General features: G+C 33.7%; 22 protein-coding genes. 12 read left to right on the forward strand and 10 right to left on the reverse strand.

Going from position 1 to position 24,418, the window contains the following annotated elements:
* The first annotated feature begins 195 nt into the window (after window positions 1-195).
* Entirely contained in the window at window positions 196-966 is a 771-nt protein-coding gene (mazG, locus tag LUU93_RS17395) for a nucleoside triphosphate pyrophosphohydrolase (RefSeq protein WP_232682439.1), read from the forward strand.
* 1 nt (window position 967) lies between these two features.
* Here mazG and LUU93_RS17400 read toward each other — a convergent pair whose 3' ends face one another.
* Window positions 968-1,648 carry a Crp/Fnr family transcriptional regulator gene (locus LUU93_RS17400; RefSeq protein WP_232682440.1) on the reverse strand — a complete coding sequence of 227 codons (681 nt, stop codon included), beginning with the start codon at window positions 1,646-1,648 and terminating at the stop codon, window positions 968-970.
* Window positions 1,649-1,846: 198 nt separating this feature from the next.
* On the opposite strand from LUU93_RS17400, the gene LUU93_RS17405 reads away from it, so the two are divergent.
* The 8 genes from LUU93_RS17405 (at window position 1,847) to LUU93_RS17440 (ending at window position 10,950) form a co-directional block, all read left to right on the forward strand.
* Window positions 1,847-4,234 (forward strand): heavy metal translocating P-type ATPase, encoded by a 2,388-nt coding sequence (locus tag LUU93_RS17405; protein WP_232682441.1) that lies wholly within the window; start codon window positions 1,847-1,849, stop codon window positions 4,232-4,234.
* A gap of 114 nt (window positions 4,235-4,348) precedes the next feature.
* The gene (gene ccoS, locus LUU93_RS17410) at window positions 4,349-4,540 is read left to right on the forward strand and encodes a cbb3-type cytochrome oxidase assembly protein CcoS (protein ID WP_232682442.1); all 192 of its coding nucleotides are present in this window, start codon (window positions 4,349-4,351) and stop codon (window positions 4,538-4,540) included.
* A gap of 3 nt (window positions 4,541-4,543) precedes the next feature.
* Complete coding sequence (gene ccoN / locus LUU93_RS17415) at window positions 4,544-6,730, forward strand: cytochrome-c oxidase, cbb3-type subunit I (RefSeq protein WP_232682443.1); 2,187 nt, start codon at window positions 4,544-4,546, stop codon at window positions 6,728-6,730.
* 7 nt (window positions 6,731-6,737) lie between these two features.
* Window positions 6,738-6,932 (forward strand): CcoQ/FixQ family Cbb3-type cytochrome c oxidase assembly chaperone, encoded by a 195-nt coding sequence (locus LUU93_RS17420; RefSeq protein WP_053473606.1) that lies wholly within the window; start codon window positions 6,738-6,740, stop codon window positions 6,930-6,932.
* 2 nt (window positions 6,933-6,934) lie between these two features.
* A complete protein-coding gene (locus tag LUU93_RS17425) occupies window positions 6,935-7,876 on the forward strand; it encodes a cbb3-type cytochrome c oxidase N-terminal domain-containing protein (protein WP_232682444.1) in 942 nt (313 codons plus the stop codon).
* Between the two features lie 10 nt (window positions 7,877-7,886).
* Window positions 7,887-9,305 (forward strand): cytochrome c oxidase accessory protein CcoG, encoded by a 1,419-nt coding sequence (gene ccoG / locus LUU93_RS17430; RefSeq protein WP_232682445.1) that lies wholly within the window; start codon window positions 7,887-7,889, stop codon window positions 9,303-9,305.
* A 13-nt stretch (window positions 9,306-9,318) separates the two neighbouring features.
* Window positions 9,319-9,768 carry a FixH family protein gene (locus tag LUU93_RS17435; RefSeq protein WP_232682446.1) on the forward strand — a complete coding sequence of 150 codons (450 nt, stop codon included), beginning with the start codon at window positions 9,319-9,321 and terminating at the stop codon, window positions 9,766-9,768.
* Between the two features lie 480 nt (window positions 9,769-10,248).
* Window positions 10,249-10,950, forward strand: coding sequence for a sulfite exporter TauE/SafE family protein (locus tag LUU93_RS17440; RefSeq protein ID WP_232682447.1), 702 nt, complete (start codon window positions 10,249-10,251; stop codon window positions 10,948-10,950).
* On the opposite strand, the gene hemN is transcribed toward LUU93_RS17440, so the two are convergent.
* The 8 genes from hemN to prfB all read right to left on the reverse strand — a co-directional run bounded on the left by hemN (window position 10,947) and on the right by prfB (window position 18,880).
* Window positions 10,947-12,311 carry an oxygen-independent coproporphyrinogen III oxidase gene (gene hemN, locus LUU93_RS17445; RefSeq protein WP_232682448.1) on the reverse strand — a complete coding sequence of 455 codons (1,365 nt, stop codon included), beginning with the start codon at window positions 12,309-12,311 and terminating at the stop codon, window positions 10,947-10,949. The two genes, LUU93_RS17440 and hemN, sit on opposite strands and share 4 nt — an antisense overlap.
* A gap of 125 nt (window positions 12,312-12,436) precedes the next feature.
* Window positions 12,437-12,907 carry a hypothetical protein gene (locus LUU93_RS17450; RefSeq protein ID WP_232682449.1) on the reverse strand — a complete coding sequence of 157 codons (471 nt, stop codon included), beginning with the start codon at window positions 12,905-12,907 and terminating at the stop codon, window positions 12,437-12,439.
* A gap of 112 nt (window positions 12,908-13,019) precedes the next feature.
* The gene (locus LUU93_RS17455) at window positions 13,020-13,367 is read right to left on the reverse strand and encodes a hypothetical protein (protein WP_232682450.1); all 348 of its coding nucleotides are present in this window, start codon (window positions 13,365-13,367) and stop codon (window positions 13,020-13,022) included.
* Window positions 13,368-13,481: 114 nt separating this feature from the next.
* Window positions 13,482-13,904 carry a DoxX family protein gene (locus LUU93_RS17460; RefSeq protein WP_053473598.1) on the reverse strand — a complete coding sequence of 141 codons (423 nt, stop codon included), beginning with the start codon at window positions 13,902-13,904 and terminating at the stop codon, window positions 13,482-13,484.
* Between the two features lie 121 nt (window positions 13,905-14,025).
* The gene (locus LUU93_RS17465; RefSeq protein WP_232682451.1) at window positions 14,026-15,654 is read right to left on the reverse strand and encodes an acyl-CoA carboxylase subunit beta; all 1,629 of its coding nucleotides are present in this window, start codon (window positions 15,652-15,654) and stop codon (window positions 14,026-14,028) included.
* 272 nt (window positions 15,655-15,926) lie between these two features.
* Entirely contained in the window at window positions 15,927-16,925 is a 999-nt protein-coding gene (gene lpxD / locus LUU93_RS17470; protein ID WP_232682452.1) for a UDP-3-O-(3-hydroxymyristoyl)glucosamine N-acyltransferase, read from the reverse strand.
* Between the two features lie 320 nt (window positions 16,926-17,245).
* On the reverse strand, window positions 17,246-17,692 hold the full coding sequence (gene msrB / locus LUU93_RS17475; protein WP_232682453.1) for a peptide-methionine (R)-S-oxide reductase MsrB: 447 nt from the start codon (window positions 17,690-17,692) through the stop codon (window positions 17,246-17,248).
* An 89-nt stretch (window positions 17,693-17,781) separates the two neighbouring features.
* Window positions 17,782-18,880, reverse strand: a protein-coding gene (gene prfB, locus LUU93_RS17480) for a peptide chain release factor 2 (protein ID WP_232682454.1) whose coding sequence is annotated in 2 segments (ribosomal slippage) — window positions 17,782-18,816 and window positions 18,818-18,880 — 1,098 coding nt in all. Because the reading frame shifts where the segments join, the coding sequence is not laid out codon by codon here.
* Window positions 18,881-19,228: 348 nt separating this feature from the next.
* On the opposite strand from prfB, the gene LUU93_RS17485 reads away from it, so the two are divergent.
* Entirely contained in the window at window positions 19,229-20,248 is a 1,020-nt protein-coding gene (locus tag LUU93_RS17485; protein WP_232682455.1) for a threonine aldolase family protein, read from the forward strand.
* 221 nt (window positions 20,249-20,469) lie between these two features.
* Here LUU93_RS17485 and LUU93_RS17490 read toward each other — a convergent pair whose 3' ends face one another.
* Window positions 20,470-20,790: a YbaB/EbfC family nucleoid-associated protein gene (locus LUU93_RS17490; protein WP_053473588.1), complete on the reverse strand. Its 321-nt coding sequence runs from the start codon at window positions 20,788-20,790 to the stop codon at window positions 20,470-20,472.
* 69 nt (window positions 20,791-20,859) lie between these two features.
* On the opposite strand from LUU93_RS17490, the gene LUU93_RS17495 reads away from it, so the two are divergent.
* Together LUU93_RS17495 and capA are read left to right on the forward strand one after the other, a co-directional pair.
* Window positions 20,860-22,995, forward strand: a complete 2,136-nt coding sequence (locus LUU93_RS17495; RefSeq protein ID WP_232682456.1) for a S9 family peptidase — start codon at window positions 20,860-20,862, stop codon at window positions 22,993-22,995.
* Window positions 22,996-23,065: 70 nt separating this feature from the next.
* Window positions 23,066-24,106, forward strand: a complete 1,041-nt coding sequence (capA, locus tag LUU93_RS17500; RefSeq protein ID WP_232682457.1) for a cysteate synthase — start codon at window positions 23,066-23,068, stop codon at window positions 24,104-24,106.
* Window positions 24,107-24,418 lie beyond the last annotated feature (312 nt).

The raw sequence follows: 24,418 nt of genomic DNA on the forward strand, positions 1-24,418 counted from the left end.
CTTTAAAGACTACTTTTGAAGCTATACACACACCGCAATTTAATCAAATTGCAAGAATTAGGAAAGCGAAAGCTTTCCTTTTTTTATGCCACAAAAAAAGCTGCCTCACTTTTGAGACAGCCTCTTCTTTTTTAGTTTAAGAAAGAGCCGTTTAATCAGCAAATTATTTTAATTTTGGTATCTTAAAATAAAAAAATGAGCAAAGAACTTCAACTCAAAGCCTTCGAAAGATTATTAATTATCATGGATGAACTTCGTGAGCAGTGCCCATGGGATAAAAAACAGACATTGCAGACATTAAGGCATTTAACGATTGAAGAAACTTACGAGTTAGGCGATGCCATTTTGGACAATGATTTAAATGAAGTAAAAAAAGAACTTGGAGATTTACTGCTTCATATTGTTTTTTATGCTAAAATAGGCTCAGAAACCAACGATTTTGACATTGCCGATGTCTGCAACGAAATCTGCGATAAATTAATTCACCGTCATCCACATATTTATTCTGATACTGTTGTAAAAGATGAAGAAGAAGTAAAACAAAACTGGGAAAAACTAAAACTTAAAGAAGGTAAGAAATCAGTTTTAGAAGGAGTTCCGAGAAGTTTACCGGCATTAGTAAAAGCAAGCCGAATTCAGGATAAAGTAAAAGGAGTGGGTTTTGACTGGGAAGAACCGCATCAGGTTTGGGACAAAGTTCAGGAAGAACTAAACGAATTGCAGGTTGAAGTTGAAGCAGGTGATCAGGACAAAATTGAAGCCGAATTTGGAGATGTTTTATTCTCGATGATCAACTATGCCAGATTTTTAAATGTTAACCCGGAAGATGCTTTAGAACGTACAAATAAAAAATTTATTAAGCGTTTTCAATATTTAGAAAGTAAAGCAGGCGAGTTAGGAAAACCTTTAATGGATATGACTCTGGCTGAAATGGATGTTTTTTGGAACGAAGCTAAAAAACAGTAATTTATTCTGCCATTCGTTTTAATGCTTTTATATTTTTAAGCATTATTTTTTTACCCACTAATTCAATCAATTCCAGTTTATTAAAGTCAGATAATAAGCGGATGCAGCTTTCAGTTGCTGTTCCAATTATTCCCGCAAGTTCTTCTCTGGTAAGCTGTACTTTTAGGGTTTTATCTGCATTTTCTCCAAACTCATTATGCAAATGCAATAAAGTTTCTGCCAAACGCTGTTTTACCGTTTTTTGTACTAAGGCAATTTTATCATTTTCAGATTCTTTCAAATCTTCACATACAGACTGCATCAAATTTAAAGAAAACTGATTGTTGTTGTTAAAGAAATGGATGATTTCAGATTTTGGAATAAAACAAACTTCCATGTCAGCAATTGCTTTTGCAGATAAATTTGCAGGCTCATTGCTAATCATCGAACGCTGTCCTAAAAGTTCTCCGGATTTTACAAGTTTAACGATTTGATCTTTTCCGTTGGCGCTTAATTTAGAAAGTTTTCCAACTCCGTCCTTAACGCAGAAAACACCGTTAGTAACTTCGCCCTCTTCAAAAATAGCTTCGCCTTTTTTAATTGTGTAGGTGGTTTTGCTATTAGCCAATTTTACAACTTCATCTTTATTCAGGGCTTTTAAAGAAGAAAGCTGACGAACAATACATTGATCACATTTATTCATAGCAGGAGTAATTTGGTGTAAAATTAACCAATTCTTGTGGTTTAAAAGTACTTTTACGGCTAAAAATGCGTAGAAAAAGGTATTATTTAGATTTGATAAATTATTTTATTACTTTAGGATTAGATTTCATTATAACATGATAAATGTCATAGTTATAGTTACCGCTTTTATTGAATTTTGCAAATTAAAAAACAAATTATGAGCGAGCAGAGTTGTTTTCATTGCGGGCTGACTATTCCTAAAAATGAAGAAATCAATTTTGATGAAAAAAAGTTTTGTTGTACAGGCTGTAAAACAGTTTATGAAATTTTTAGTCTAAATGATTTAACCTGCTATTATGATTTCGAAAAATCGCCAGGTGCTACTCCTCAAGATATTCAGGGCAAATATGACTTTTTAGACAACGAAGCAATTTTAGCTAAAGTTCTCGAATTTCAGGAAGCAAATACTTCAATAGTTTCATTAAATATTCCGCATATTCACTGCAGTTCATGTATCTGGATTCTTGAAAACCTAAATCGTTTACAGCCCGGAATCAGCACCTCACAAGTTAATTTCCCCGAAAAAAAGGTTCGAATCACCTTCAATTCAGAAACCGTTTCTCTAAAATCAATTGTATACTTATTAAGTTCTATAGGTTACGAGCCTTATATTAGTTTAGAAAATTACGAAACAGGTAAAAATAAAGTAGACAGAAGTTTGACTTATAAAGTAGGCGTTGCTTTTTTCTGTTTCGGAAATATTATGCTGCTTTCATTTCCTGAATATTTCGAAATCAAAGAATTCTGGTTAGACAGCTATAAACCGTTTTTTAGAATTTTAATTTTTCTTTTAGCATTACCAAGTTTTTTATATTCTGCAAGTGGTTATTACGTTTCGGCTTATCACAGTATACGAACCAGAATGTTAAATATTGATATTCCTATAGCTTTAGGAATTATTGTAATGTTCATCCGTAGTACTTATGATATGCTGATGGATCACGGACCGGGATTTTTTGACAGTTTGGCCAGTTTGGTTTTCTTTATGCTGCTGGGGAAAATGTTTCAAACAAAAACCTATAGTTTTTTAAGTTTCGAAAGAGATTTCAAATCCTATTTTCCAATTGCGGTAACGAGGATCAATGCAGATTTTTCTGAAGAAAGCGTACCTATTTATGATGTTCTAAAAGGAAACAGATTGCTGATCCGAAATCAGGAATTAATTCCGGTAGACGGAATTTTAATGAGCGAAAAGGCCGAAATTGATTATAGTTTTGTTACCGGAGAAGCTGTCCCAATCACAAAAAAATCAGGAGACAAAATATTCGCCGGCGGAAAACAAATAGGTAAAGTTATAGAAATGGAAGTTTTACATTCCGTTTCTCAAAGTTATCTGACTCAATTATGGAGTAACGAAATTTTCCAGAAAAAAGTAGAGCAAAAACACAAAACGATTACAGATGCTTTAAGTCGTTATTTTACACCAATTTTACTGCTTATTGCCTTTGCAGGGTTTGGTTACTGGATATTTATCGATGCTAATATTGCCTTTAATGTTTTTACAGCAGTATTAATTGTCGCGTGTCCTTGCGCGCTGGCACTTACGGCCCCGTTTACTTTTGGAAATATTCTCAGAATAATGGGAAAACAAAAAATGTATCTGAAAAATGCTTTAGTAATCGAACAATTAGCTAAAGTTGACACTATTGTTTTTGATAAAACCGGAACCATTACAACCAATAAAAAATCTAATATTTTATATGAAGGAATTGATTTTTCTGATGAAAATTTGCAATTAATAAAAAATGTGCTTCGAGGTTCAAATCATCCTTTAAGCAGGATGCTGTATGACTTTTTACCGGAATATGAAAGAATAAAAATTGATGATTTTCAGGAAATTACCGGAAAAGGAATTTTGGCTTTCGCCGAAGAAAAAGAAGTAAAAATAGGTTCTTCATCATTTGTTGAAAGCGAGGTTTTAGACTCTTCAGAAATAGAACGAACCTCACTTCATATTAAAATCGACAATATATATTATGGAAAATTTATCTTCCAAAATCAATATCGCGAAGGGCTTGAAAAATTGTTTGAAACACTTAGCAGAGAATATAATATAAAAGTACTTTCTGGGGATAATGATGGCGAAAGAGAAAATCTCGAAGCTATTTTGCCTAAAAATACCGAACTGGTTTTTAACCAAAAGCCAGAACAGAAATTAGAATTTATCAAGAAACTGCAGGAAACAGGAAAAAATGTTATGATGGTAGGTGATGGCCTAAATGATGCGGGGGCTCTTGCACAAAGCAACGTTGGTGTTTCTGTATCCGAAAATGTAAATGTATTTTCTCCCGCCTGCGATGCAATTCTCGACGCAGGTGAATTTTCACGATTAAACTACTTCTTAAAACTCTCTCATAAATCTATCCTGATTATCAAAATGAGTTTTGGTCTGTCACTTCTTTATAATATTGTAGGACTTACGTTTGCCGTTACCGGAAACCTGCTCCCTTTAGTTGCTGCAATCATTATGCCTTTAAGCACTATTACGATTGTAAGCTTCGTTACTTTTATGTCTAATTATTTAAGTTGTAAGAATTTAGACTGATTTTAAACGATTGTAAGATTATTTTTCTTATTTTTAACATTCTTCTACAACTATGATAATTATCATATTTTAAAAGCCAATCACCTAGTAATTTTGTTAACATAAATTTACGGTATGAGTGTTATTTATCTTTTAATTTCAGTAAGTATTTTCGTAGCAATCTGTTTCTTTATTGCCTTTATTGTTGCTGTAAAATCAGGGCAATACGATGATGATTATACGCCCTCGGTCAGAATTCTTTTTGACGACGAGACCAAAATTACATCCCAAAATAATAATTCACCAATCGAAGAAAAACAAGTATAAATTATGGAAATGGAACAGTTTTATTACGACAACAAAATTGTAAAAAAATTCATTTACGCCACCATTCTATTTGGAGTTGTGGGTATGTTAGTGGGGCTGACCCTGGCGGTTATGTACCTTTTTCCCAATATTACAGATGGGATTTCATGGCTTAGTTATGGTCGTTTAAGGCCTTTACACACAAATGCCGTTATTTTTGCCTTTGTTGGGAATGCTTTTTTTGCAGGGATGTATTATTCAATGCAGCGATTGCTGAAAGCCAGAATGTTTAGCGACTTTTTAAGTAATCTGCATTTTTGGGGCTGGCAGTTAATCATTGTCGCCGCAGCCATCACATTGCCATTAGGATATACTTCTTCGAAGGAATATGCAGAACTTGAATGGCCTATTGATATTGCTATAGCGTTAATTTGGGTTGTCATGGGAATCAATATGATAGGAACCATGCTGCGTCGTAGAGAGCGCCATTTATATGTAGCAATTTGGTTTTATTTGGCAACATTTGTAACAGTTGCCGTATTGCATATTTTCAATAATATTGAAATTCCTGTTTCAGGATTAAAAAGTTACTCTGTATACGCTGGTGTTCAGGATGCATTGGTACAATGGTGGTACGGACATAATGCAGTTGCATTTTTCTTAACTACGCCATTTTTAGGATTGATGTATTACTTCGTTCCTAAAATTGCAAATCGTCCTATTTACTCTTATAGATTATCTATTATTCACTTTTGGTCTTTAATTTTTATCTATATCTGGGCAGGGCCGCACCACTTATTATATTCAGCTTTACCAAACTGGGCTCAAAATTTAGGTGTTGCATTTTCAGTAATGCTTATTGCCCCGTCTTGGGGAGGTATGATCAACGGACTATTAACATTAAGAGGTGCGTGGGATAAAGTTCGTGAAGAACCGGTTTTAAAATTCTTTGTTGTAGCGATTACAGGTTACGGAATGGCGACTTTTGAAGGACCAATGTTATCTCTGAAAAATGTAAATGCTATTGCGCACTATACAGACTGGATCGTTGCACACGTACACGTTGGTGCATTAGCTTGGAACGGATTTATGTCGTTTGCCATTATTTACTGGTTGATTCCACGAATGACAAAAACAGCATTATTCTCTAAAAAATTAGCAAATTTCCATTTCTGGATTGGTACTCTTGGTATTATTGTGTATACAATTCCATTATACGTTGCAGGTTTTCAACAAGCATCAATGTGGAAACAATTTAACCCAGACGGAACTTTAACGTACGGAAACTTCCTTGAAACTGTAACTGCAATTATGCCAATGTATTGGATGAGAGCAATAGGAGGTAGTTTGTACTTAATAGGAATGCTGACATTGGTTTACAATATTATCATGACAGTTAGAGCTGGTGAAACAATCGAAGATGAATTAGCACAAGCTCCGGCATTACAAAAAATAAGCAGTAATAGATTAAGTGGAGAAAAATTCCATTCATGGTTAGAAAGAAAACCAATTCAGTTAACCATTTTGGCTACAATTGCCATTTTAATTGGAGGTGTTATTCAGATCGTACCAACGATTATGGTAAAATCAAATATTCCGACTATTTCAAGTGTAAAGCCATATACACCATTGGAGCTTGAAGGACGTGATTTATATATTAGAGAAGGATGTGTAGGCTGTCACTCACAATCAGTTCGTCCGTTTAGAAGTGAGGTTGAACGTTATGGACCTCAGTCAAAAGCTGGAGAATTTGTTTACGATCATCCATTTTTGTGGGGATCAAAACGTACAGGTCCGGACTTGTTAAGAGTAGGAGGTAAGTACAATGACAACTGGCATTTTAACCATATGTGGAATCCGCAAAGTACATCTGCAGGATCAATTATGCCGGGTTACAAATGGTTATTTGATAATAAGCCTTTAGATATCTCATTGACTCAAAAGAAAATGAACGCAATGATTTCACTTGGAGTTCCTTACTCGTCAGAAGATGTTGCAAATGCACAAAGAACATTGAGAGAACAGGCAGTTAAAATAGAGAAAAGCCTTGAAAATGATCCTGACTTTGTAAAAAGTTATGAAGACAGCCGTAAAAAAGCTGCCGCAAAAGGTGAAAAATTCATTCCGATGAATGAAAGAGAAATTGTTGCTTTGATTGCATATATTCAAAGACTTGGTACTGATATTAAAGTAAAAGAAACTTCTAAATAACAGCATTATGTTTGAACAGATAAAACACAATATGGAAACGATATCGGGTGTAGAAATTTACCCGATACTTTCCCTCTTGATTTTCTTTTTCTTTTTCGTAGGATTGGGCATTTGGGTGTTTTCTTATAAAAAAGATAAAATTCAGGAAATGAGTAATATACCCTTAGAAGAAGGGCAAGTTATAATCTCAAAAGATAGATAAAAATGAAAAAGTTTTTCCCAGTATATGTTAGAGTACCGTTAATTTTCTTCATTGTATTTGCTTTGATGGAATATTTTATTGATTCAGGCGACAGACCTGCTTTTGTAAAATACCCAATGGTATCAGTTTTTTTATTTGTCTTTCTGTTTATTTTGATTGCAATCGAAATTACACTTAGTGCTGTAAATAAAGTGATGTATCAATTAATGTCACCAGAAGAAAAGGCAAAATTAGATTATGAGAATAGTTTAAGTCTTCAGGAAAGCACTTGGTTCAAAGAATTAATGCACAAGCTTACTAAGACAGAACCAATGTCTAAAGAAGCAGATTTATTGATGGACCATGATTATGACGGCATCAAAGAGCTTGATAATAATTTACCGCCGTGGTGGGTTTATTTATTCTATATCTGTATCATTTTTGGAGTAATCTATGTAGTTCGTTATGATGTATTAGGAGCTGATGATCAGGAAATGGAACTTAAAAAAGAAATGGCACAAGCTAAAATTGATGTCGAAGAATATTTAAAAACAGCTCCGGATTTAATGGATGAAAAAACGGTTGTTTTACTGACTGATGATGCAAGTTTGGCTGCAGGAAAAGAAATTTTCGCAATGAATTGTGCCGCTTGTCACAGAGCAGACGGAGGAGGACAAATTGGACCTAACTTAACAGATGATCATTGGATTTTAGGTGGAGGAATTAAAAATGTATTTCATACTATTACCAACGGTGGACGAGATGGAAAAGGGATGGTTTCGTGGAAAACAAATGGTATGAAACCAAAAGAAATTCAAAAAGTGGCGAGTTATATTTTATCATTGCAAGGATCGAATCCAAAAGATCCTAAAGCACCGGAAGGAGATGTTTGGGTAGATGAAAGTACTCCTAAAACAGATGCCGCTGCAGATACAAAAAAAGATACCACACAAGTTAAAAAATAATTAGAATATCATGTCAAATTTACCAGACGAAGCTTTTAGAGATACCATTGGAACTATAGATGAAGGTGGTAAAAGAAAATTTATTTTTCCGAAGAAACCGTCTGGTAAATTTTATGATTACCGCAAAATTGTCAGTTATGTTTTATTGGCAATTTTGATAATAAATCCGTTTATAAAAGTAAACGGAAACCAGTTTATGATGTTCAATATCATTGAACGTCGTTTTAATATCTTCGGCTTTCCTTTTTGGCCCCAAGATTTTTACCTCTTTGTAATTTCAATGCTTATTGGCGTTGTCTTTGTACTTTTATTTACAGTTGTTTTTGGCCGAATATTTTGCGGATGGATTTGTCCGCAGACCATTTTTCTTGAATTGGTTTTTCGCCGAATCGAATATTGGATTGATGGCGATCGTGGTTCACAATCCCGTTTAGCAAGACAGGAATGGAATGCTGAAAAAATCAGAAAAAGATTGACTAAATGGACGATTTTCTTTTTAATCTCTTTTGGAATTGCCAATGTTTTTCTGGCTTATTTAGTGGGAAGTGATTCTTTACTATTAATGGTTGAACAAGGGCCAATTCAGCAGGCAAGTAATTTTATTGCACTACTTATTTTTACCGGAGTTTTCTATTTTGTTTTTGTCTGGTTCCGCGAACAGGTTTGTATCATAGCCTGCCCATACGGGAGACTGCAGGGCGTTCTTTTAGACAACAAATCTATCAACGTTACGTATGATTTTGTGAGAGGAGAAAAAGAAGAAGGAAGGGCAAAATTCAATAAAAAAGAAGACAGAGCATTAACTGGGAAAGGAGATTGTATTGATTGCCTTCAATGTGTTCATGTTTGCCCAATGGGAATTGACATTAGAAACGGAACTCAGTTAGAGTGTACAAATTGCACCGCTTGTATTGACGAATGTGATCATATAATGGAAAGTGTAGGATTGCCGAAAGGTCTTATTCGTTATGCATCAGAAGATGAAATCGTTAAAAAAGAACCTTTTAAGTTTACTGCCAGAATGAAAGGTTACAGTGCAGTTCTTTTTATTTTAATGGGTATTTTTGTTGGGATGTTGTTTTTAAGAACAGATGTTCAGGCCGTTATTCTGCGTTTACCCGGACAGCTTTTTCAACATAAAGGAGATAAAATAAGTAATGTTTATACCTATAAAATTGTCAACAAAACCATGAAAGATTATAATGATATTCATTTTGAATTAATCGATCAAAAAGGTGAAATTAACAATGTAGGGAAAGAGCATTTTAAAGTGGCAAAAGAAGCTATTTCGCAAGGAACTTTATTTATAGAAATAGACGAAGTTTTACTGGAGAGTGACAAAACCAATGTGAAAATTGGTGTGTATAATGGCAAAGAATTACTCGAAACCACCACAACAAATTTCTTAGGGCCGCGAAGTTTTAATTAAAATATACAGTATCATGAAAATTAATTGGGGAACCGGAATTGTCATTGCATTTGCTTTGTTTATGACTTTTATATTATACTTTGTTTTTGAAGTACAGTCAAATAGTAAGTACGACAATGATTTGGTTGTAGAAGAGTATTACAAACACGATACGCATTTTCAAGAGGAAATGGCCAGAATTCAAAATGCGCATGATTTACAGCATAAACCTTCAGTAAAGTTTGAAGAAGATGGTGTAAAGGTTACTTTTCCCGCTGCTTTTGAAAGTGATAAAATAAAGGGAAACATTTTGTTGTACCGACCTTCAAACAAAAAATTTGATTTTAATACTGAAATAGCTTTGACTAATTCTTCACTATTAATTCCGCATAAAAAACTAATCAAAGGTCGCTGGGATGTTAATATGGAATGGCAGTATGAGGGTAAAAAATACTTAACAAAAGAAGTTATCTACGTAAATTGATTTAGTCTTTTTTTGCAGGAAGTTTAGCCCCTACGGGACAATAGAGTACTCGAGCATTTCTTTTTTACCGATATTTTATCTCTACGAGATATGCTTGAATAATATCTGTCAAAGGAAAAAGATCGGTAATTAATTTCAATAAAATCTCCTCCATTTGAGGCAAATGATTAGCAAAATATGATAATTAATTACGATAAAATATGCTCCGTTAGGAGCAAAATATCAGTAGAAAAAAAGCATATCGAAAGGAAAATGTCCCATAGGGACTACACGTTAATATTGATTTAACTTTTTGGGCAAAATGTTTACTCTCTACGGACATCAAAATATTTGCATATTACTTTTTACCGATATATAATCTCTACGATATATGTTCCGTTAGGAACATCTCATTGGTAGAAAAAAATATAAAATTCCACAAAAAAGTGTCCCGTAGGGACACATGATAACCAAAAATTTGACAATAAAAAATAAATAAAAATGTTATTTTCAGCATTCATATTAGGTCTTATCAGTAGTCTGCATTGTGTTGGCATGTGCGGACCAATTGCTATGATGCTTCCTGTTGATCATCAAAACGAAGCTAAAAAAGTAACGCAGATTATCACTTATCATTTAGGAAGATTAACTGCTTACTCAACGATTGGTTTAATCTTCGGATTATTGGGAAGAGGATTTTTCTTAGCAGGAATGCAGCAAAACATGTCAATTTTTATTGGTATTGCCATGATTCTAATTGTTTTGATACCAGAAAAAATATTCGCTAAATACAATTTTTCAAAGCCCGTTTATAAAGTAATTTCCAATATAAAATCAAGCTTAGGAAGTCAGTTTAAAAAGAAAAGCTATACATCTCTTTTTACAATTGGCCTGTTAAATGGATTCCTGCCATGCGGAATGGTTTATGTTGCTTTATTTGGAGCAATTGCCATGCAGAGTGCCGGTTTTGGTGTTTTGTATATGTTATTGTACGGATTAGGAACTATTCCGTTAATGACAGTTGTAGTTTACGTCAACTCATTATTAAAATTACCGTTTCGAAATAAAATTCAAAAAGCAATTCCTTATGTTGCTGTAATTATTGGAGTATTATTTATTCTGAGAGGCTTAGGTTTAGGAATTCCCTATTTATCTCCTTCAAATATGAGTTTGTTTGTTCAGGGAACTCCTAATTGTCATTAAACCGTCATCGAAAACAAATTAGTTTCCGGTGATTTTCTTTTTAAATGTAAATCAAAAGCCATACAAATATTGCGGACAAATGGTCTTCCGGCTTCTGTAATTTTGATTTTATTTTCTTCAATTACAATTAATTGATCGTTTTCTATTTCTTTTAAAGCCATTAAAACTTGAGGTAATTCTTTGAAATATAAAGAATCATTACTCCAGGAAGTTTCAAGATCGCAGGTCAAATTTAGAATGTGTTTTCTAATGATAAGATCTTCTTCATTCAAAATATGGCCTTTTACAACCGGAAGCTGGTTCCATTCTAATAACTGATAATAATCTTCGAGATTTTTAGTGTTTTGTGCAAACCCGTACCAGCTGTCACTAATTGAAGAAACTCCTAAACCAATCATAAGTTGTGTTTTTGAAGCACTGTACCCCATAAAATTTCGATGCATTTTTTTGTTGTGAGCAGCATGAAATAAACTGTCTGAAGATAAAGCAAAATGATCCATGCCAATTTCATGATAACCATTAACAGAAAGTAACTGTTTGCCTATTTCATAAAGCTGTCTCTTTTCGGCATCTTTTGGAAGATTTTCATCGTTGAACCCACGTTGTCCGTTTCCTTTAATCCATGGCACATGAGCATAGCTGTAAAAAGCCAGTCGATCTGGTTTTAAGGAATTTGTTTTCTCAACAGTATCAACAACATCATCTAAAGTTTGGAAAGGTAATCCGAATATAATATCATGTCCGATAGATTTATAACCAATTTCTTTAGCCCAAAAAGTAACCTTGGCAACATTATGAAAAGGCTGAATACGATTAATTGCTTTCTGTACTTTTTCTGAATAATCCTGAACGCCAAAACTCACCCGGCGAAAGCCCAAATCATATAATTTTTTAAGTTGTTCGTAAGTCGTATTATTAGGATGTCCTTCAAAACTAAATTCGTGATTTTCAGCTTTATTTGCGAAGCTAAAAATACCATTAATAAGATGTTCTAAGTTATTGGTTGAAAAAAAAGTAGGCGTTCCTCCACCTAAATGGATTTCTTTAATAAGAGGTTTTTCTGGCAGTAATCTGCAGTACAAACTCCATTCTTTCAAAAGTGCCTGAATGTATTTTTCTTCGACAGAATGATTTTTTGTAATTCGTTTGTTGCATCCGCAAAAGGTACACATACTTTCGCAAAAAGGAAGATGAATATAGAGACTAATTCCGTTTTTTGAATTGCTTTCAGCAAATGCTTTTTGAAAAGATGTTTTCCATTCTTCAACTGTAAAAGCAGTTTCATTCCAATAAGGAACTGTAGGATAACTCGTGTATCTTGGGCCAGGCACATTGTATTTCTGGGTCAATGAAATTTTCATAAAGACGGATTTAGTTTACATCAAAATTACTATTTGAACGACAGACATAAAATGACAAATATCATGTATGAGACAAAAAAAGAGGCTCTTTATGAGCCTCTTTCTACTGAATTAAATAACTAACACTAAATAGAATCCTGAATGATTTTAAGCCATTTTTTGGCAAACATATGATCTTGATACGCACTTATTTGTTTGATGCGGTCATCATCAAAATCATAGAATGGAACTGTAATTTTATTAGAAGTTTCTCTTTCCAGAAATTCATAATCAATTTTTACAATTCTATTTGAGTTTCCTTCTGTAGTTAAAACTAATTTGCAAGATGAAACAGTTCTCAAATCGACATAAGTTGATTCTTGTTGGTTTGGATTGAAATTCATCAAAATAAATTTTCTGTTTTTTTGATCGATTGTTAATGTTTTATTGCTTTGAGATTCAGTCAAATCAAATTCCTGAGGATTGTTTGGGTTGTATTTCTTTTTGATGTCTAAAATTTTTGTTTTGTTTGCTGTGCTCGATCGTGCTGAAAAATATATCGGAATGGCTACTATGACCGCAATCACAATACCAATTATGGTTACACTTGTTTCCATGTTTGTTTTTTTTAATTTGGTAAATAATATGAAATAGTAAACAGTTTCAGGATAGAAACGGTTTAATTACTGGTGAAGAATTGTTTCTTCAGGTTAAAATTTCAAAGTTTAATTACCAGAAAAAATGGAAGGCGTAGAGCATTAATGAGATTTTTTTGCTCTGTGCAGGAAATGGGTTGGTAAAGTTAAAGGCAGTTTTTATTATTTTATACTGCGGAATAACAATAAGTAACGAATCAAACCATTTAATTGATGCAGTATGATCTGTTTTAATATTTGCAGCAAAATGATAGCTTGCCTGAGGCTGAATAAATGCTGAAGAATCTGCAGTTTGTTTAGAAAAATTGGTATCTGTTTTTTGGCTTTCCGTTTTTTGCACAGGAAGTTCGTTTGCCTGAGCGGCAAAAAGACCTATAATCAAAAGTGATACAAAAAGTATGGTTTTACGAATCCAATTCATGGCGGCGAATTTAGTTCATAAAACACAATAAATAAAATTTTAAGTGCTAATTACTTCTTAAAAATGGCTTTATTATTTTATCCTCAACTATTAAAAGTTGAGGATAAAATATTTTTATTGCTGCATTTTAAAATAATAGTCGGCAGAATGTTTTCCTCCTCCGTAAAATAAGAAGAAGATGCAAATGAGTAAAACTACAATTGCAAGAATTAAGCTTTCAGAATGCATGTGTCCCATAAAGTTTACGAGAACAGCTCCAAATAGTATTGGTAATTGAGCTGCAATTGCCCAGCGGGTAAGTAGCCCAAAAACAATCATTATGCCTCCAATCATGTGTGCCGGTGCAATATAATGCAGAAGAAACATTCCGCCTCCGAACCGATCAATTGGAGAAATTAAATCATGTAAATACTGAACGTTTGTTACAAAAGAAACTCCTTTCATAAATAGAAAAACACCCAATATTATACGTACTAAATCTACTGGTAAATAAGTATGGGCGTTTGCCCACTTATTTAAGCTTTTGACATTTTCCATGATACTACGTGATTAAAAATTATATATAAAGTTAATAATTTTTTAATGATATATTTAATTTAAGTATCTGAAAATAAGTTTTTTACTATTTATTTAACACGTTATCTGTTTTAGTGAAATATTAAACCTGAATTACACCCAGATTAAACGGTTTTTGTATAGGAGCGTGGTTGGCAGCCTCGATTCCCATTGAAATCCATTTGCGGGTATCCAGCGGATCAATAATCGCATCTGTCCATAATCTTGATGCAGCATAATAAGGCGAAGTCTGTTCGTCGTAACGTGCTTTTATTTTGTTGAATAATTCTGTTTTTTTGGCTTCGTCAACAACTTCTCCTTTTGCTTTAAGTGAAGAAGCTTCGATTTGCGCTAAAACTTTAGCAGCTTGTGTTCCGCCCATAACGGCAAGTTCTGCACTTGGCCAGGCAAATATTAATCTTGGATCATAGGCTTTTCCGCACATGGCGTAATTTCCTGCTCCATATGAATTACCCACAATTACAGTAAATTTTGGCACAACAGAATTACTTACCGCATTTACCATTTTGGCACCATCTTTAATAATACCGCCATGTTCTGATTTTGAACCAACCATAAATCCGGTAACGTCTTGTAAAAATACCAACGGAATTTTCTTTTGGTTGCAATTTGCAATAAAACGGGTTGCTTTATCGGCGCTGTCAGAATAAATTACACCGCCAAACTGCATTTCGCCTTTTTTTGTTTTCACCACTTTACGCTGATTAGCTATAATACCAACTGCCCAGCCGTCAATTCTAGCATAACCCGTAATTAATGATTGACCGTAACCGTCTTTATAAGCTTCAAATTCTGAATTATCAACCAAACGATTGATGATTTCCATCATATCGTATTGTTCGTTTCTTGCTTTTGGTAAAATTCCGTAAATATCATTTTGGTCTAAAGCAGGTTTTTCAGCTTTAATTCGACTATAGCCGGCTTTATCAAAATCACCAATTTTATCAACAATATTTTTGATTTTGTCTAAAGCATCTTTATCATCTTTGGCTTTATAATCAGTCACTCCCGAAATTTCGCAGTGTGTTGTTGCGCCGCCCAAAGTTTCATTATCAATCGTTTCGCCAATTGCAGCTTTGACTAAATAACTCCCTGCAAGGAAAATGCTTCCTGTTTTGTCTACAATTAAAGCTTCATCGCTCATAATTGGCAGATAAGCACCTCCGGCAACACAGCTTCCCATAACGGCAGCGATTTGCGTGATTCCCATACTGCTCATTTGAGCGTTATTTCTAAAGATTCGGCCGAAATGTTCTTTATCGGGAAAAATTTCATCCTGCATTGGCAGATAAACTCCGGCGCTGTCTACCAAATAAATAATAGGAAGTTTGTTTTCGATTGCAATTTCCTGAGCACGCAGGTTTTTTTTAGCTGTAATAGGAAACCAGGCACCAGCTTTTACAGTAGCATCATTGGCAACTACAACACATTGTTTCCCTTTTATGTATCCTATTTTAATAACAACTCCACCAGAAGGACATCCGCCATGATCAGTGTACATTCCTTCTCCGGCAAAACCGCCAATTTCAATATTTTCTGAATTTTCGTCTAACAAATAAGCGATACGCTCACGAGCCGTCATTTTTCCTTCGGCATGTAGTTTTTCAATTCGTTTTTCGCCGCCGCCTAGTTTTACTTTGGCAAATTTTTGTTTTAGTTCTGAAAGTAATAGTTTATTGTGATCTTCGTTTTTATTGAAGTTTAAATCCATGATATAATATTGATTTTACAAAATAGTGTTGGCTAATTTACAAAATCCATTGAAATAAACCGATTGCTTTGTGAATTAAGAAAAAGTTTATAATTCTGGTTTTTTATTTAAACACATAGAAACATAGGATTTATAGTTTAAAGAAGGGAGTAAAAAGAAACTAGTTTCTAACACATAGCCTAACTATGTTTATTTAAACAAGTGAAACGCCTTTTTGAGCGTACAAAATCTATGCTTCTATGTGTTAAATATATTAAGAATTATAGATTAATTTATTTTTTAGGAGTGCAAACCATTCGTTTTAGCATCGCCCATTGTTTTAAAGCATCACGAGCTTCAACAGCCGGATAACCCAGCATTGTTTTTCCTGCAGGGACGTCTCCGGTAACACCAGATCCAGCACCAATTACAGCTCCGTCTCCAATAGTGGTATGATCTTTTATAGAGGCACTTCCGCCAATAATAACACCATTTCCTAAAGTTACAGAACCTGCTAAACCACTGTTTCCTGCCATAATACAGAATCGGCCTAATTTACTGTTATGTCCAATTTGAACTAAATTATCAATTTTACATCCGTCTCCCAAAACTGTCGAACTAAATTTTCCACGGTCAACACAAGAATTTGCTCCAATTTCAACTCCGTTGCCAATGATTACATTCCCAATTTGTGGAATTTTAACTAAACCTTTTTCAGTACAAGGTCGAAAACCAAAACCATCAGCACCAATTGTTGCGTTTGGGTGAATAATACAATCACTTCCAATATGGCAACGCTCACGAACAACTGTTCCTGACCAAAGAATGGTATTTTTTCCAATGGTACATTCATCCAGAATAGTAACATTTGGATAAATTACTGCATTGGCACCAATTTCAACTTTTGGCCCAATATAACAGCCGGCACCAATTTTAGCACCTTCGCCAATAATTGCTGTTTCGTCTATAGTAGCAGTTCTATGGATGTTATTATGAAAAATTGGAGCAGGCGGAGCAAAAAGTGCCAGAATTTGCGACATGGCCAAATCGGCATTTTTTACTTTTATAAAAGCGCGGTTTTCTCCAGGTTCAATCGAAATGTCTTCGTTGACAACAGCAATTGATGCATTTGATGTCGACCAGTATTTTTCATATTTTTTGTTTCCTATAAACGAAATTTCTGAAGTTGTAGCTTTTTCTAATTGCTCTGTTGCGGTAATGCTCTGCGAAGTTGTGCCGTAAATTACGCCATTAATTACTTCATTAATTTCTTGAATTGAATAGGATCTCATTGACAATTTTTAATCGACTAAGGGTTAATTTTTGCCAAATAAAATAAATTAGATTTTAATTACCTAATATTTTTTTTGCATTTCTTAATAAATATTTAAAATAGAAGTATAAATATTACAAAATTAACATTTTAAATATTAAATTTTTGCGTGTTTTTTAATAAATTGATTTGTGAAGATTATGTTTTTAGGCGAATTATCTTAAAAATTACTTTCGATAAAATAAATTATTTTATTGGTAAGCAGTAACTTACATTTGTTTTGTTAAGTTATTCAGATAAAAAAAGCGATTCACTTTTAAAAGGAATCGCTTCATGAATTTATTCTTTAATTTTTGATAATGAAACAGCATTAATGCAGTATCGTAAACCACTTGGCGGCGGCCCGTCAGGAAAAACATGACCTAAATGCGCATCGCACACATTGCATACAACCTCAACGCGAATCATTCCGTATGATTTGTCGGCATGATAACCAATCGCATTTTCTTTAATAGGCTGCGTAAATGATGGCCAGCCAGTTCCGGATTCAAATTTTTCGCCTGCATCAAAAAGAACGGTTCCACAGCATTTACACTCATAAATACCGGGATCAAATAAACTGCATAATTCAGAACTAAAAGATCTTTCGGTTCCTTTTAAACGTGTTACCTGATATTCTTCCGGAGTTAAAAGCTGTTTCCATTCTTCTTCTGTTTTCTCCACTCTTTTTTCAGGAGCCGGATTTCCTTTATTTGTAAAATGAATTACATCTGCCCATTTTATCATGATCTTTTCTTTTTAGTTTGAGGTTTCATGTTTCACGTTTCAAGTTTACTGTAAACTGAGACTGAATACTAAAAACTGAACACTGTGACTTATTCCTCCTCTTTTTGTCCCATCATCATTAAATAGGCTTTTAAGAAGGCATCTATATTTCCGTTCATTACACCATCAACATCACTGGTTTCATAACCTGTACGAACGTCTTTAACTAATTTATAAGGCTGCATTACATAATTACGAATCTGCGAACCCCATTCAATTTTCATTTTTCCGGCTTCGATATCGGCACGCTGTGCTTGTTGTTTCTTTAATTCAATTTCATATAATTGAGAACGAAGCATCTGCATAGCACGCTGTCTGTTATCTTGCTGAGATCTCGTTTCAGAACACTGAATCTGGATTCCGGTTGGTTTGTGAACTAATTGTACTTTCGTCTCCACTTTATTTACGTTCTGTCCTCCGGCACCACTCGAACGAGAGGTTGTAATTTCGATATCAGCTGGATTAATGTCAATTTCGATACTGTCATCAACAAGCGGATAAACATAAACAGATACAAATGAAGTATGACGTTTGGCATTACTGTCAAAAGGAGATATTCTAACCAAACGGTGAACGCCATTTTCTCCTTTTAAGTATCCAAAGGAATAATCGCCTTCAAACTCTAAAGTTACGGTTTTAATACCGGCAACATCACCTTCCTGAAAGTTAAGTTCTTTTATTTTATATCCATAACTTTCTCCCCACATCATGTACATACGCATCAGCATTCCTGCCCAGTCACAGCTTTCTGTTCCGCCGGCTCCGGCAGTAATCTGAACCACTGCACTTAAACTATCGCCTTCGTCAGAAAGCATGTTTTTGAATTCGATGTTTTCTATATGAGATTGAGTTATGGTGTATTGTTCATCTAACTCCTCTGTCGAAAGTTCTCCTTCTTTATAAAAATCATAAGCCAGCTGTAGTTCATCTGTAAGACCTACAGCTTTATCATAATCTTCAATCCATTTTTTCTTGTTTCGAAGATTTTTTACAATATTTTCGGCTTCTTTTGGATTGTTCCAAAAATCTGGTGCAAAAGTTTTTTCTTCTTCGTTTGCGATTTCGATTAGCTTGGCATCAACGTCAAAGATACCTCCTCAACGCACCAAGGCGCTCCACAATACCTTTTACTTGTTCGGCTGTTGTCATAAATTAATAACTTGTTTTTTTAGATGTTTTTTGTTGATATTACATTAGGCTGGGTAAAAAAAACTAATGTGTAATTTCGTTCTGCAAAAATAAGATTTAGTTTTTAGAATTCAGCATTAAATTGTTGTGCAAAAAGTACAAACCCTAAAAGACTTTTTTTAGCAGACACAATTGTTTCTTAAAGCAAGAAATCAATTTTCGAATTATTAATGCTAGTTTTATATGTTTTTTATAAATATTACGTTAATTTGGTTCTAAGTAATTCACAAGTTAAAATTTATTAAAACTTGGGATTAATAACAAACAGTAATATGTAATTTTGCTGTCCAAAAAAGATATAGTTTTTATATGGAAATAAATTTAATTAGCGATACCATTACCAAACCTTCATACGAGATGCTGCAGTATATGTTTAACGCTCAGGTTGGAGACGACGTATACAAACAAGATCCTACGGTTATCGAATTAGAGACAAGAATAGCCGATTTTTTTGGTATGGAAGCTGGACTTTTTTTTCCGTCGGGAACTATGGCGAATCAAACTGCAATAAAACTGCATACACAGCCCGGTGAACAATTAATTGCCGATAAATATGCTCACGTTTTTCATTATGAAGGGGGTGGAGTTTCCTTTAACAGCGGCGTTTCGTGCTGTTTGCTGGATGGAGATCGGGGAATGATAAATGCGGTACAGGTGGCAGCAGCGATTAATGATCCTGAATTTTATCATAGTCCGCTGACGAGTTTGGTTTGTGTTGAAAATACGACCAATAAAGGCGGCGGAGCTTGTTATGAATTAGAAGATTTAAGAGAAATAAAAAAAGTCTGTGATGCTAATAATTTGAAGTTTCATTTGGATGGAGCCAGAATTTGGAACGCATTGGTTGCCAAAAGACAAAACCCGAAGGAATTTGGGGCCATTTTCGATACTATTTCGGTTTGTTTATCAAAAGGTTTAGGCGCGCCAATTGGTTCCGTTTTATTGGGAAGCAAAGCAGATATTCACCGAGCATTAAGAATCAGAAAAATACTAGGCGGCGGAATGCGTCAGGTGGGTTATTTAGCCGCAGCGGGATTATACGCACTGGCTAACAATATTGAACGTCTTGCAGAAGATCATCGCAGAGCAAAAGAAATAGGGGCAATTTTAAGTACAAAATCCTGGATTGCATCTGTAGAACCCGTAGAAACAAATATTTTGATTTTTTCATTGGCCGAAGGTTATAGTGATCAGCTTTTGATTGAAAAATTAAAACAAAAAAATATTTTAATAAGTTCCTTAGGACATAACAAACTAAGAATCGTTACCCATTTAGATTATAAAGAAGTAATGCATACGTATGTTTTAGAGATGTTTTCGAAGATTTAGGAAAGAGGGACAAAGGTTCAGAGTTACAAAGAGACAAAGGTTTTCTTTGTCGTACCTAAAAAAAGGAGACTGTCTCAAAAGTCGAGACAACCTCTTTTTTATTCGGATACCTATCGGAGAAATTTCCCATTTACGCGATTCTCAACAGCTTGATTTTACTTTTGAGACAGCCTCCTTTTTTTTTAACCTTTGTCTCTTTGTAACTCTGAACCTTTGTCTCTTTATTTAAACAAATTATCCATTCCCGGAATCATCGGCATATCCATTTTTGCTACAGCATCAAGTTCACTTTCGTTTACGCTTGTAGCTCTTTCGATGGCTTTGTTTAGTGTTACAATTAAATAATCTTCCAGTTGTTCTTTATCTTCTAAAAGAGAATCATCAACAGAGATTGATTTTATTTTTCTATTGGCAGTAATTGTAATTTTTAATAATCCGTCAGCGCTTTGTTCGTCAATTAAAACAGTGTCAAGGCGTTTCTTTGTATCTTCAATTTTCTGCTGGGTTTCTTTAAGTTTCCCCATCATTCCCATTAAATCCATTTTTTGTTGATTTTTAAATTATTTCAGACAAAATTAGTATATTGCTTTATTAAATCAATAGAATATTTTATGAAAAAATTAATTTTGTTCTGTTGCGTTTGTACTACTTTTGCTCCTTCGTATTTAAAAACAAATGCTCAATCAATGCAAGAAAATATACAAGCTCCAAAGGCTAAGGAAATTCCAAAAACATTAAAAAAACACAAAGAAACCCGAATCGATAATTATTTTTGGCTGAATGACAGAGAAAACCCAGAAGTTATTGATTATCTGAATAAAGAAAACGAATATTACCAAAAAATGACAGTTCATACAAAAGGTTTTCAGGAATCTTTGTATGAAGAAATGAAAGGAAGAATTAAAGAAGATGATTCATCAGTTCCTTATTTCTACAACGGATATTTTTATATTACACGTTTTGAAACAGGACAGGATTATCCAATTTTTTCAAGAAAAAAAGGAAGCCTTTCAGCAGAAGAAGAAATTTTGTTCAACTGTAACGAATTGGCAAAAAGCCATGCTTATTTTAAATTAGGAGGGTTGAGTATAAGCCCTGATAATAAATTTGCCAGTTTTGGAACTGATATTGTTGGAAGAAGGATTTATACCATTCAAATTAAGAATCTTGAAACAGGAGAAATTCTATCAGATAAAATCGAAAATGCAACAGGAGGATCTGTCTGGGCAAATGATAATAAAACTATTTTTTATACCAAACAGGATGAAGTAACTTTAAGAGCTGACAAGATTTTCAGACATAAATTAAACACAGATTCTAAAAATGATGTTTTAGTTTATGACGAAATAGATGATACTTTTAATGTTTCGATAAGTAAAGAAAAATCAAAGAAATATATTGTAATTGGTTCATCGAGTACTTTAACCACAGAATACAGAATACTAAATTCAGATAATCCGGATGGAGAATTTGAGGTATTTCAGCCCCGTGTTCGTGGTTTAGAATACAGCATTTCTCATTATGAAGATTCATTTTATATCTTAACTAATAAAGACAAAGCAACCAATTTCAAGCTGATGAAAACGCCTGAAAATAAAACGGGCAAAAAAAACTGGGTTGATGTTATTCCGCATAGGGAAGATGTTTTGTTGGAAGAGATCGAGATATTTAAAAACTTTTTAGTTATAGAAGAACGCTCGAATGGTTTAAATCATATCCGAATTATGCCTTGGAATGATGAGCCGGATTATTACCTGCCTTTTGGAAGCGAAACATACAATGCTTTTACTACAACAAATATTGATTTCGATACCGATATTCTGCGTTACAGCTATCAATCGCTTGCCACGCCGTCATCTGTAATTGATTTTAATATGAAAACTAAAACCAAAGTAATCTTAAAAGAACAACAGGTTTTAGGCGGAAAATTTGATAAAGAAAATTATGTCGAAGAACGAGTTTGGGCAACAGCAAGAGACGGTGTAAGAGTGCCAATTTCGATGATTTATAAAAAAGGAATGCAGAAAAATGGTAAAAATCCCTTACTTCTTTATGCTTATGGTTCATACGGAATTACAATGGATACTTATTTTTCTTCGACAAGGCTCTCGTTGCTAGACCGTGGTTTTGTCTATGCAATTGCCCATATTAGAGGTGGAGAAGATTTAGGAAGACAATGGTATGAAGACGGGAAACTGTTAAAAAAGAAAAATACCTTTACAGATTTCATCGATTGCTCTAAATTTGTAATAGACGAAAAATATACTTCGCCAGAACATCTTTATGCTGAAGGTGGATCTGCAGGAGGACTTTTAATGGGGGTGATCGTAAATGAAGCACCAGAGTTGTACAACGGTGTTATAGCGCAAGTACCATTTGTAGATGTTATTACAACAATGCTGGATGATAGTATTCCGCTTACAACCGGAGAGTATGACGAATGGGGAAACCCAAACAATAAAAAGTATTACGATTATATGTTGTCGTATTCACCTTATGACAACGTAAAAGCACAAAAATATCCTAATATGTATGTGTCTACAGGATTGCATGATTCTCAAGTACAATACTGGGAACCAGCTAAATGGGTGGCTAAATTAAGAGATTTAAAGACAAATAATAATCAATTGTTTTTAGATACGAATATGGATGCCGGACATGGCGGGGCTTCAGGACGTTTCGAAGCTTTAAAAGATTTAGCAAAAGAATTTAGTTTTTTATTAGATTTAGAAAAAATTAAAAGCTAATTAGATTTTTTTTGTTAAATTTGCAACCTGTCAAGGTGCTTAAAAAATACCTTTGATTAACTATTTTTTTATGAAAGAAGAAATAAACGCTTATAATAATGTTTTAGAATTAATAGGTAATACCCCGCTTATTAAACTAAATAAAATCACCGAAGAGTTAGAAGGAAATTTCTACGCAAAGGTAGAAGCTTTTAATCCAGGTCATTCCTCAAAAGATAGAATAGCGTTATATATTATTGAAGAAGCCGAAAGAAAAGGAATATTATCACCAGGCGATACCATTATAGAAACTACATCAGGTAATACAGGTTTTAGTTTAGCAATGGTAAGCATTATAAAAGGTTACAATTGTATTTTGGCCGTGAGTTCAAAATCATCCAAGGATAAAATTGACATGCTGCGAAGCTTAGGTGCAAAAGTTTATGTCTGTCCGGCTCACGTTTCTGCAGATGATGAAAGATCATACTACAATGTAGCAAAACGATTACACGAAGAAACAAAGGGTTCAGTTTATATCAATCAATATTTCAATCAGCTAAATATTGATGCCCATTACAATACTACTGGTCCCGAAATTTGGGAACAAACAAAAGGACAAATCACACATCTTATTGCTTGCAGCGGAACCGGAGGAACAATTTCCGGAACAGCAAAATTCTTAAAAGAGCAAAATCCAAATATTAGAATCTTAGGAGTAGATGCTTTTGGATCAGTATTGAAAAAATACCACGAAACAAGAGAATTTGATAATAAAGAAATTTATCCATATCGTATTGAAGGTTTAGGTAAAAATTTAATTCCTTCGGCAACAGATTTTGATATCATCGATAAGTTTATGAAAGTTACCGATGAAGAAAGTGCCCATTCAGCAAGAGAAATCACTCGTAAAGAAGGTTTATTTGTTGGATATACATCTGGAGCAGTAATGCAGGCAATTAAACAGTATGCAGAAGAAGGAGAGTTTACAAAAGACAGCAACATTATTGCAATCTTCCCTGATCACGGTTCACGTTATATGAGTAAAGTATTTAGTGATGAGTGGATGAACGAACAAGGATTCTTTGACAGTGTTAATGAAGAAGAAACTCAAAAAATTGAATTTGTAAAATAATAACTATTTTTAAAAATATTAAACTCCATTCGTTCTGCGAATGGAGTTTTTTTATGTGAACTTTTACGTTATTTAAAGATTCAGTATAATAGGATAATATTACTTTGAAACATAAAATTCCTAAATGTTAATTATTTTGTTTTGTTTGAATATACCGTATTTATACGTAAGATATTTTAATTGTAATTGAGGTTAATTTATAATTTTAAGAATTGTTTTAGTAGTATAATTAAAACTAATTTTATGTAAAAAATCATCAGTTTTGGTTATTTTAACGATTATTTAGGTATGTTAACGAAAAAATTTCCGACG

The sequence above is a fragment of the Flavobacterium soyae genome, assembly GCF_021245985.1.
GTDB classification, from domain to species: Bacteria; Bacteroidota; Bacteroidia; order Flavobacteriales; family Flavobacteriaceae; genus Flavobacterium; species Flavobacterium soyae.

Bases quoted from the DNA above. Each gene is read 5' to 3' on its own strand.
- mazG (WP_232682439.1), top strand. From the start codon at position 196: ATGAGCAAAGAACTTCAACTCAAAGCCTTCGAAAGATTATTAATTATC.
- LUU93_RS17400 (WP_232682440.1), bottom strand. From the start codon at position 1,648: ATGAATAAATGTGATCAATGTATTGTTCGTCAGCTTTCTTCTTTAAAA.
- LUU93_RS17405 (WP_232682441.1), top strand. From the start codon at position 1,847: ATGAGCGAGCAGAGTTGTTTTCATTGCGGGCTGACTATTCCTAAAAAT.
- ccoS (WP_232682442.1), top strand. From the start codon at position 4,349: ATGAGTGTTATTTATCTTTTAATTTCAGTAAGTATTTTCGTAGCAATC.
- ccoN (WP_232682443.1), top strand. From the start codon at position 4,544: ATGGAAATGGAACAGTTTTATTACGACAACAAAATTGTAAAAAAATTC.
- LUU93_RS17420 (WP_053473606.1), top strand. From the start codon at position 6,738: ATGTTTGAACAGATAAAACACAATATGGAAACGATATCGGGTGTAGAA.
- LUU93_RS17425 (WP_232682444.1), top strand. From the start codon at position 6,935: ATGAAAAAGTTTTTCCCAGTATATGTTAGAGTACCGTTAATTTTCTTC.
- ccoG (WP_232682445.1), top strand. From the start codon at position 7,887: ATGTCAAATTTACCAGACGAAGCTTTTAGAGATACCATTGGAACTATA.
- LUU93_RS17435 (WP_232682446.1), top strand. From the start codon at position 9,319: ATGAAAATTAATTGGGGAACCGGAATTGTCATTGCATTTGCTTTGTTT.
- LUU93_RS17440 (WP_232682447.1), top strand. From the start codon at position 10,249: ATGTTATTTTCAGCATTCATATTAGGTCTTATCAGTAGTCTGCATTGT.
- hemN (WP_232682448.1), bottom strand. From the start codon at position 12,311: ATGAAAATTTCATTGACCCAGAAATACAATGTGCCTGGCCCAAGATAC.
- LUU93_RS17450 (WP_232682449.1), bottom strand. From the start codon at position 12,907: ATGGAAACAAGTGTAACCATAATTGGTATTGTGATTGCGGTCATAGTA.
- LUU93_RS17455 (WP_232682450.1), bottom strand. From the start codon at position 13,367: ATGAATTGGATTCGTAAAACCATACTTTTTGTATCACTTTTGATTATA.
- LUU93_RS17460 (WP_053473598.1), bottom strand. From the start codon at position 13,904: ATGGAAAATGTCAAAAGCTTAAATAAGTGGGCAAACGCCCATACTTAT.
- LUU93_RS17465 (WP_232682451.1), bottom strand. From the start codon at position 15,654: ATGGATTTAAACTTCAATAAAAACGAAGATCACAATAAACTATTACTT.
- lpxD (WP_232682452.1), bottom strand. From the start codon at position 16,925: ATGAGATCCTATTCAATTCAAGAAATTAATGAAGTAATTAATGGCGTA.
- msrB (WP_232682453.1), bottom strand. From the start codon at position 17,692: ATGATAAAATGGGCAGATGTAATTCATTTTACAAATAAAGGAAATCCG.
- LUU93_RS17485 (WP_232682455.1), top strand. From the start codon at position 19,229: ATGGAAATAAATTTAATTAGCGATACCATTACCAAACCTTCATACGAG.
- LUU93_RS17490 (WP_053473588.1), bottom strand. From the start codon at position 20,790: ATGGATTTAATGGGAATGATGGGGAAACTTAAAGAAACCCAGCAGAAA.
- LUU93_RS17495 (WP_232682456.1), top strand. From the start codon at position 20,860: ATGAAAAAATTAATTTTGTTCTGTTGCGTTTGTACTACTTTTGCTCCT.
- capA (WP_232682457.1), top strand. From the start codon at position 23,066: ATGAAAGAAGAAATAAACGCTTATAATAATGTTTTAGAATTAATAGGT.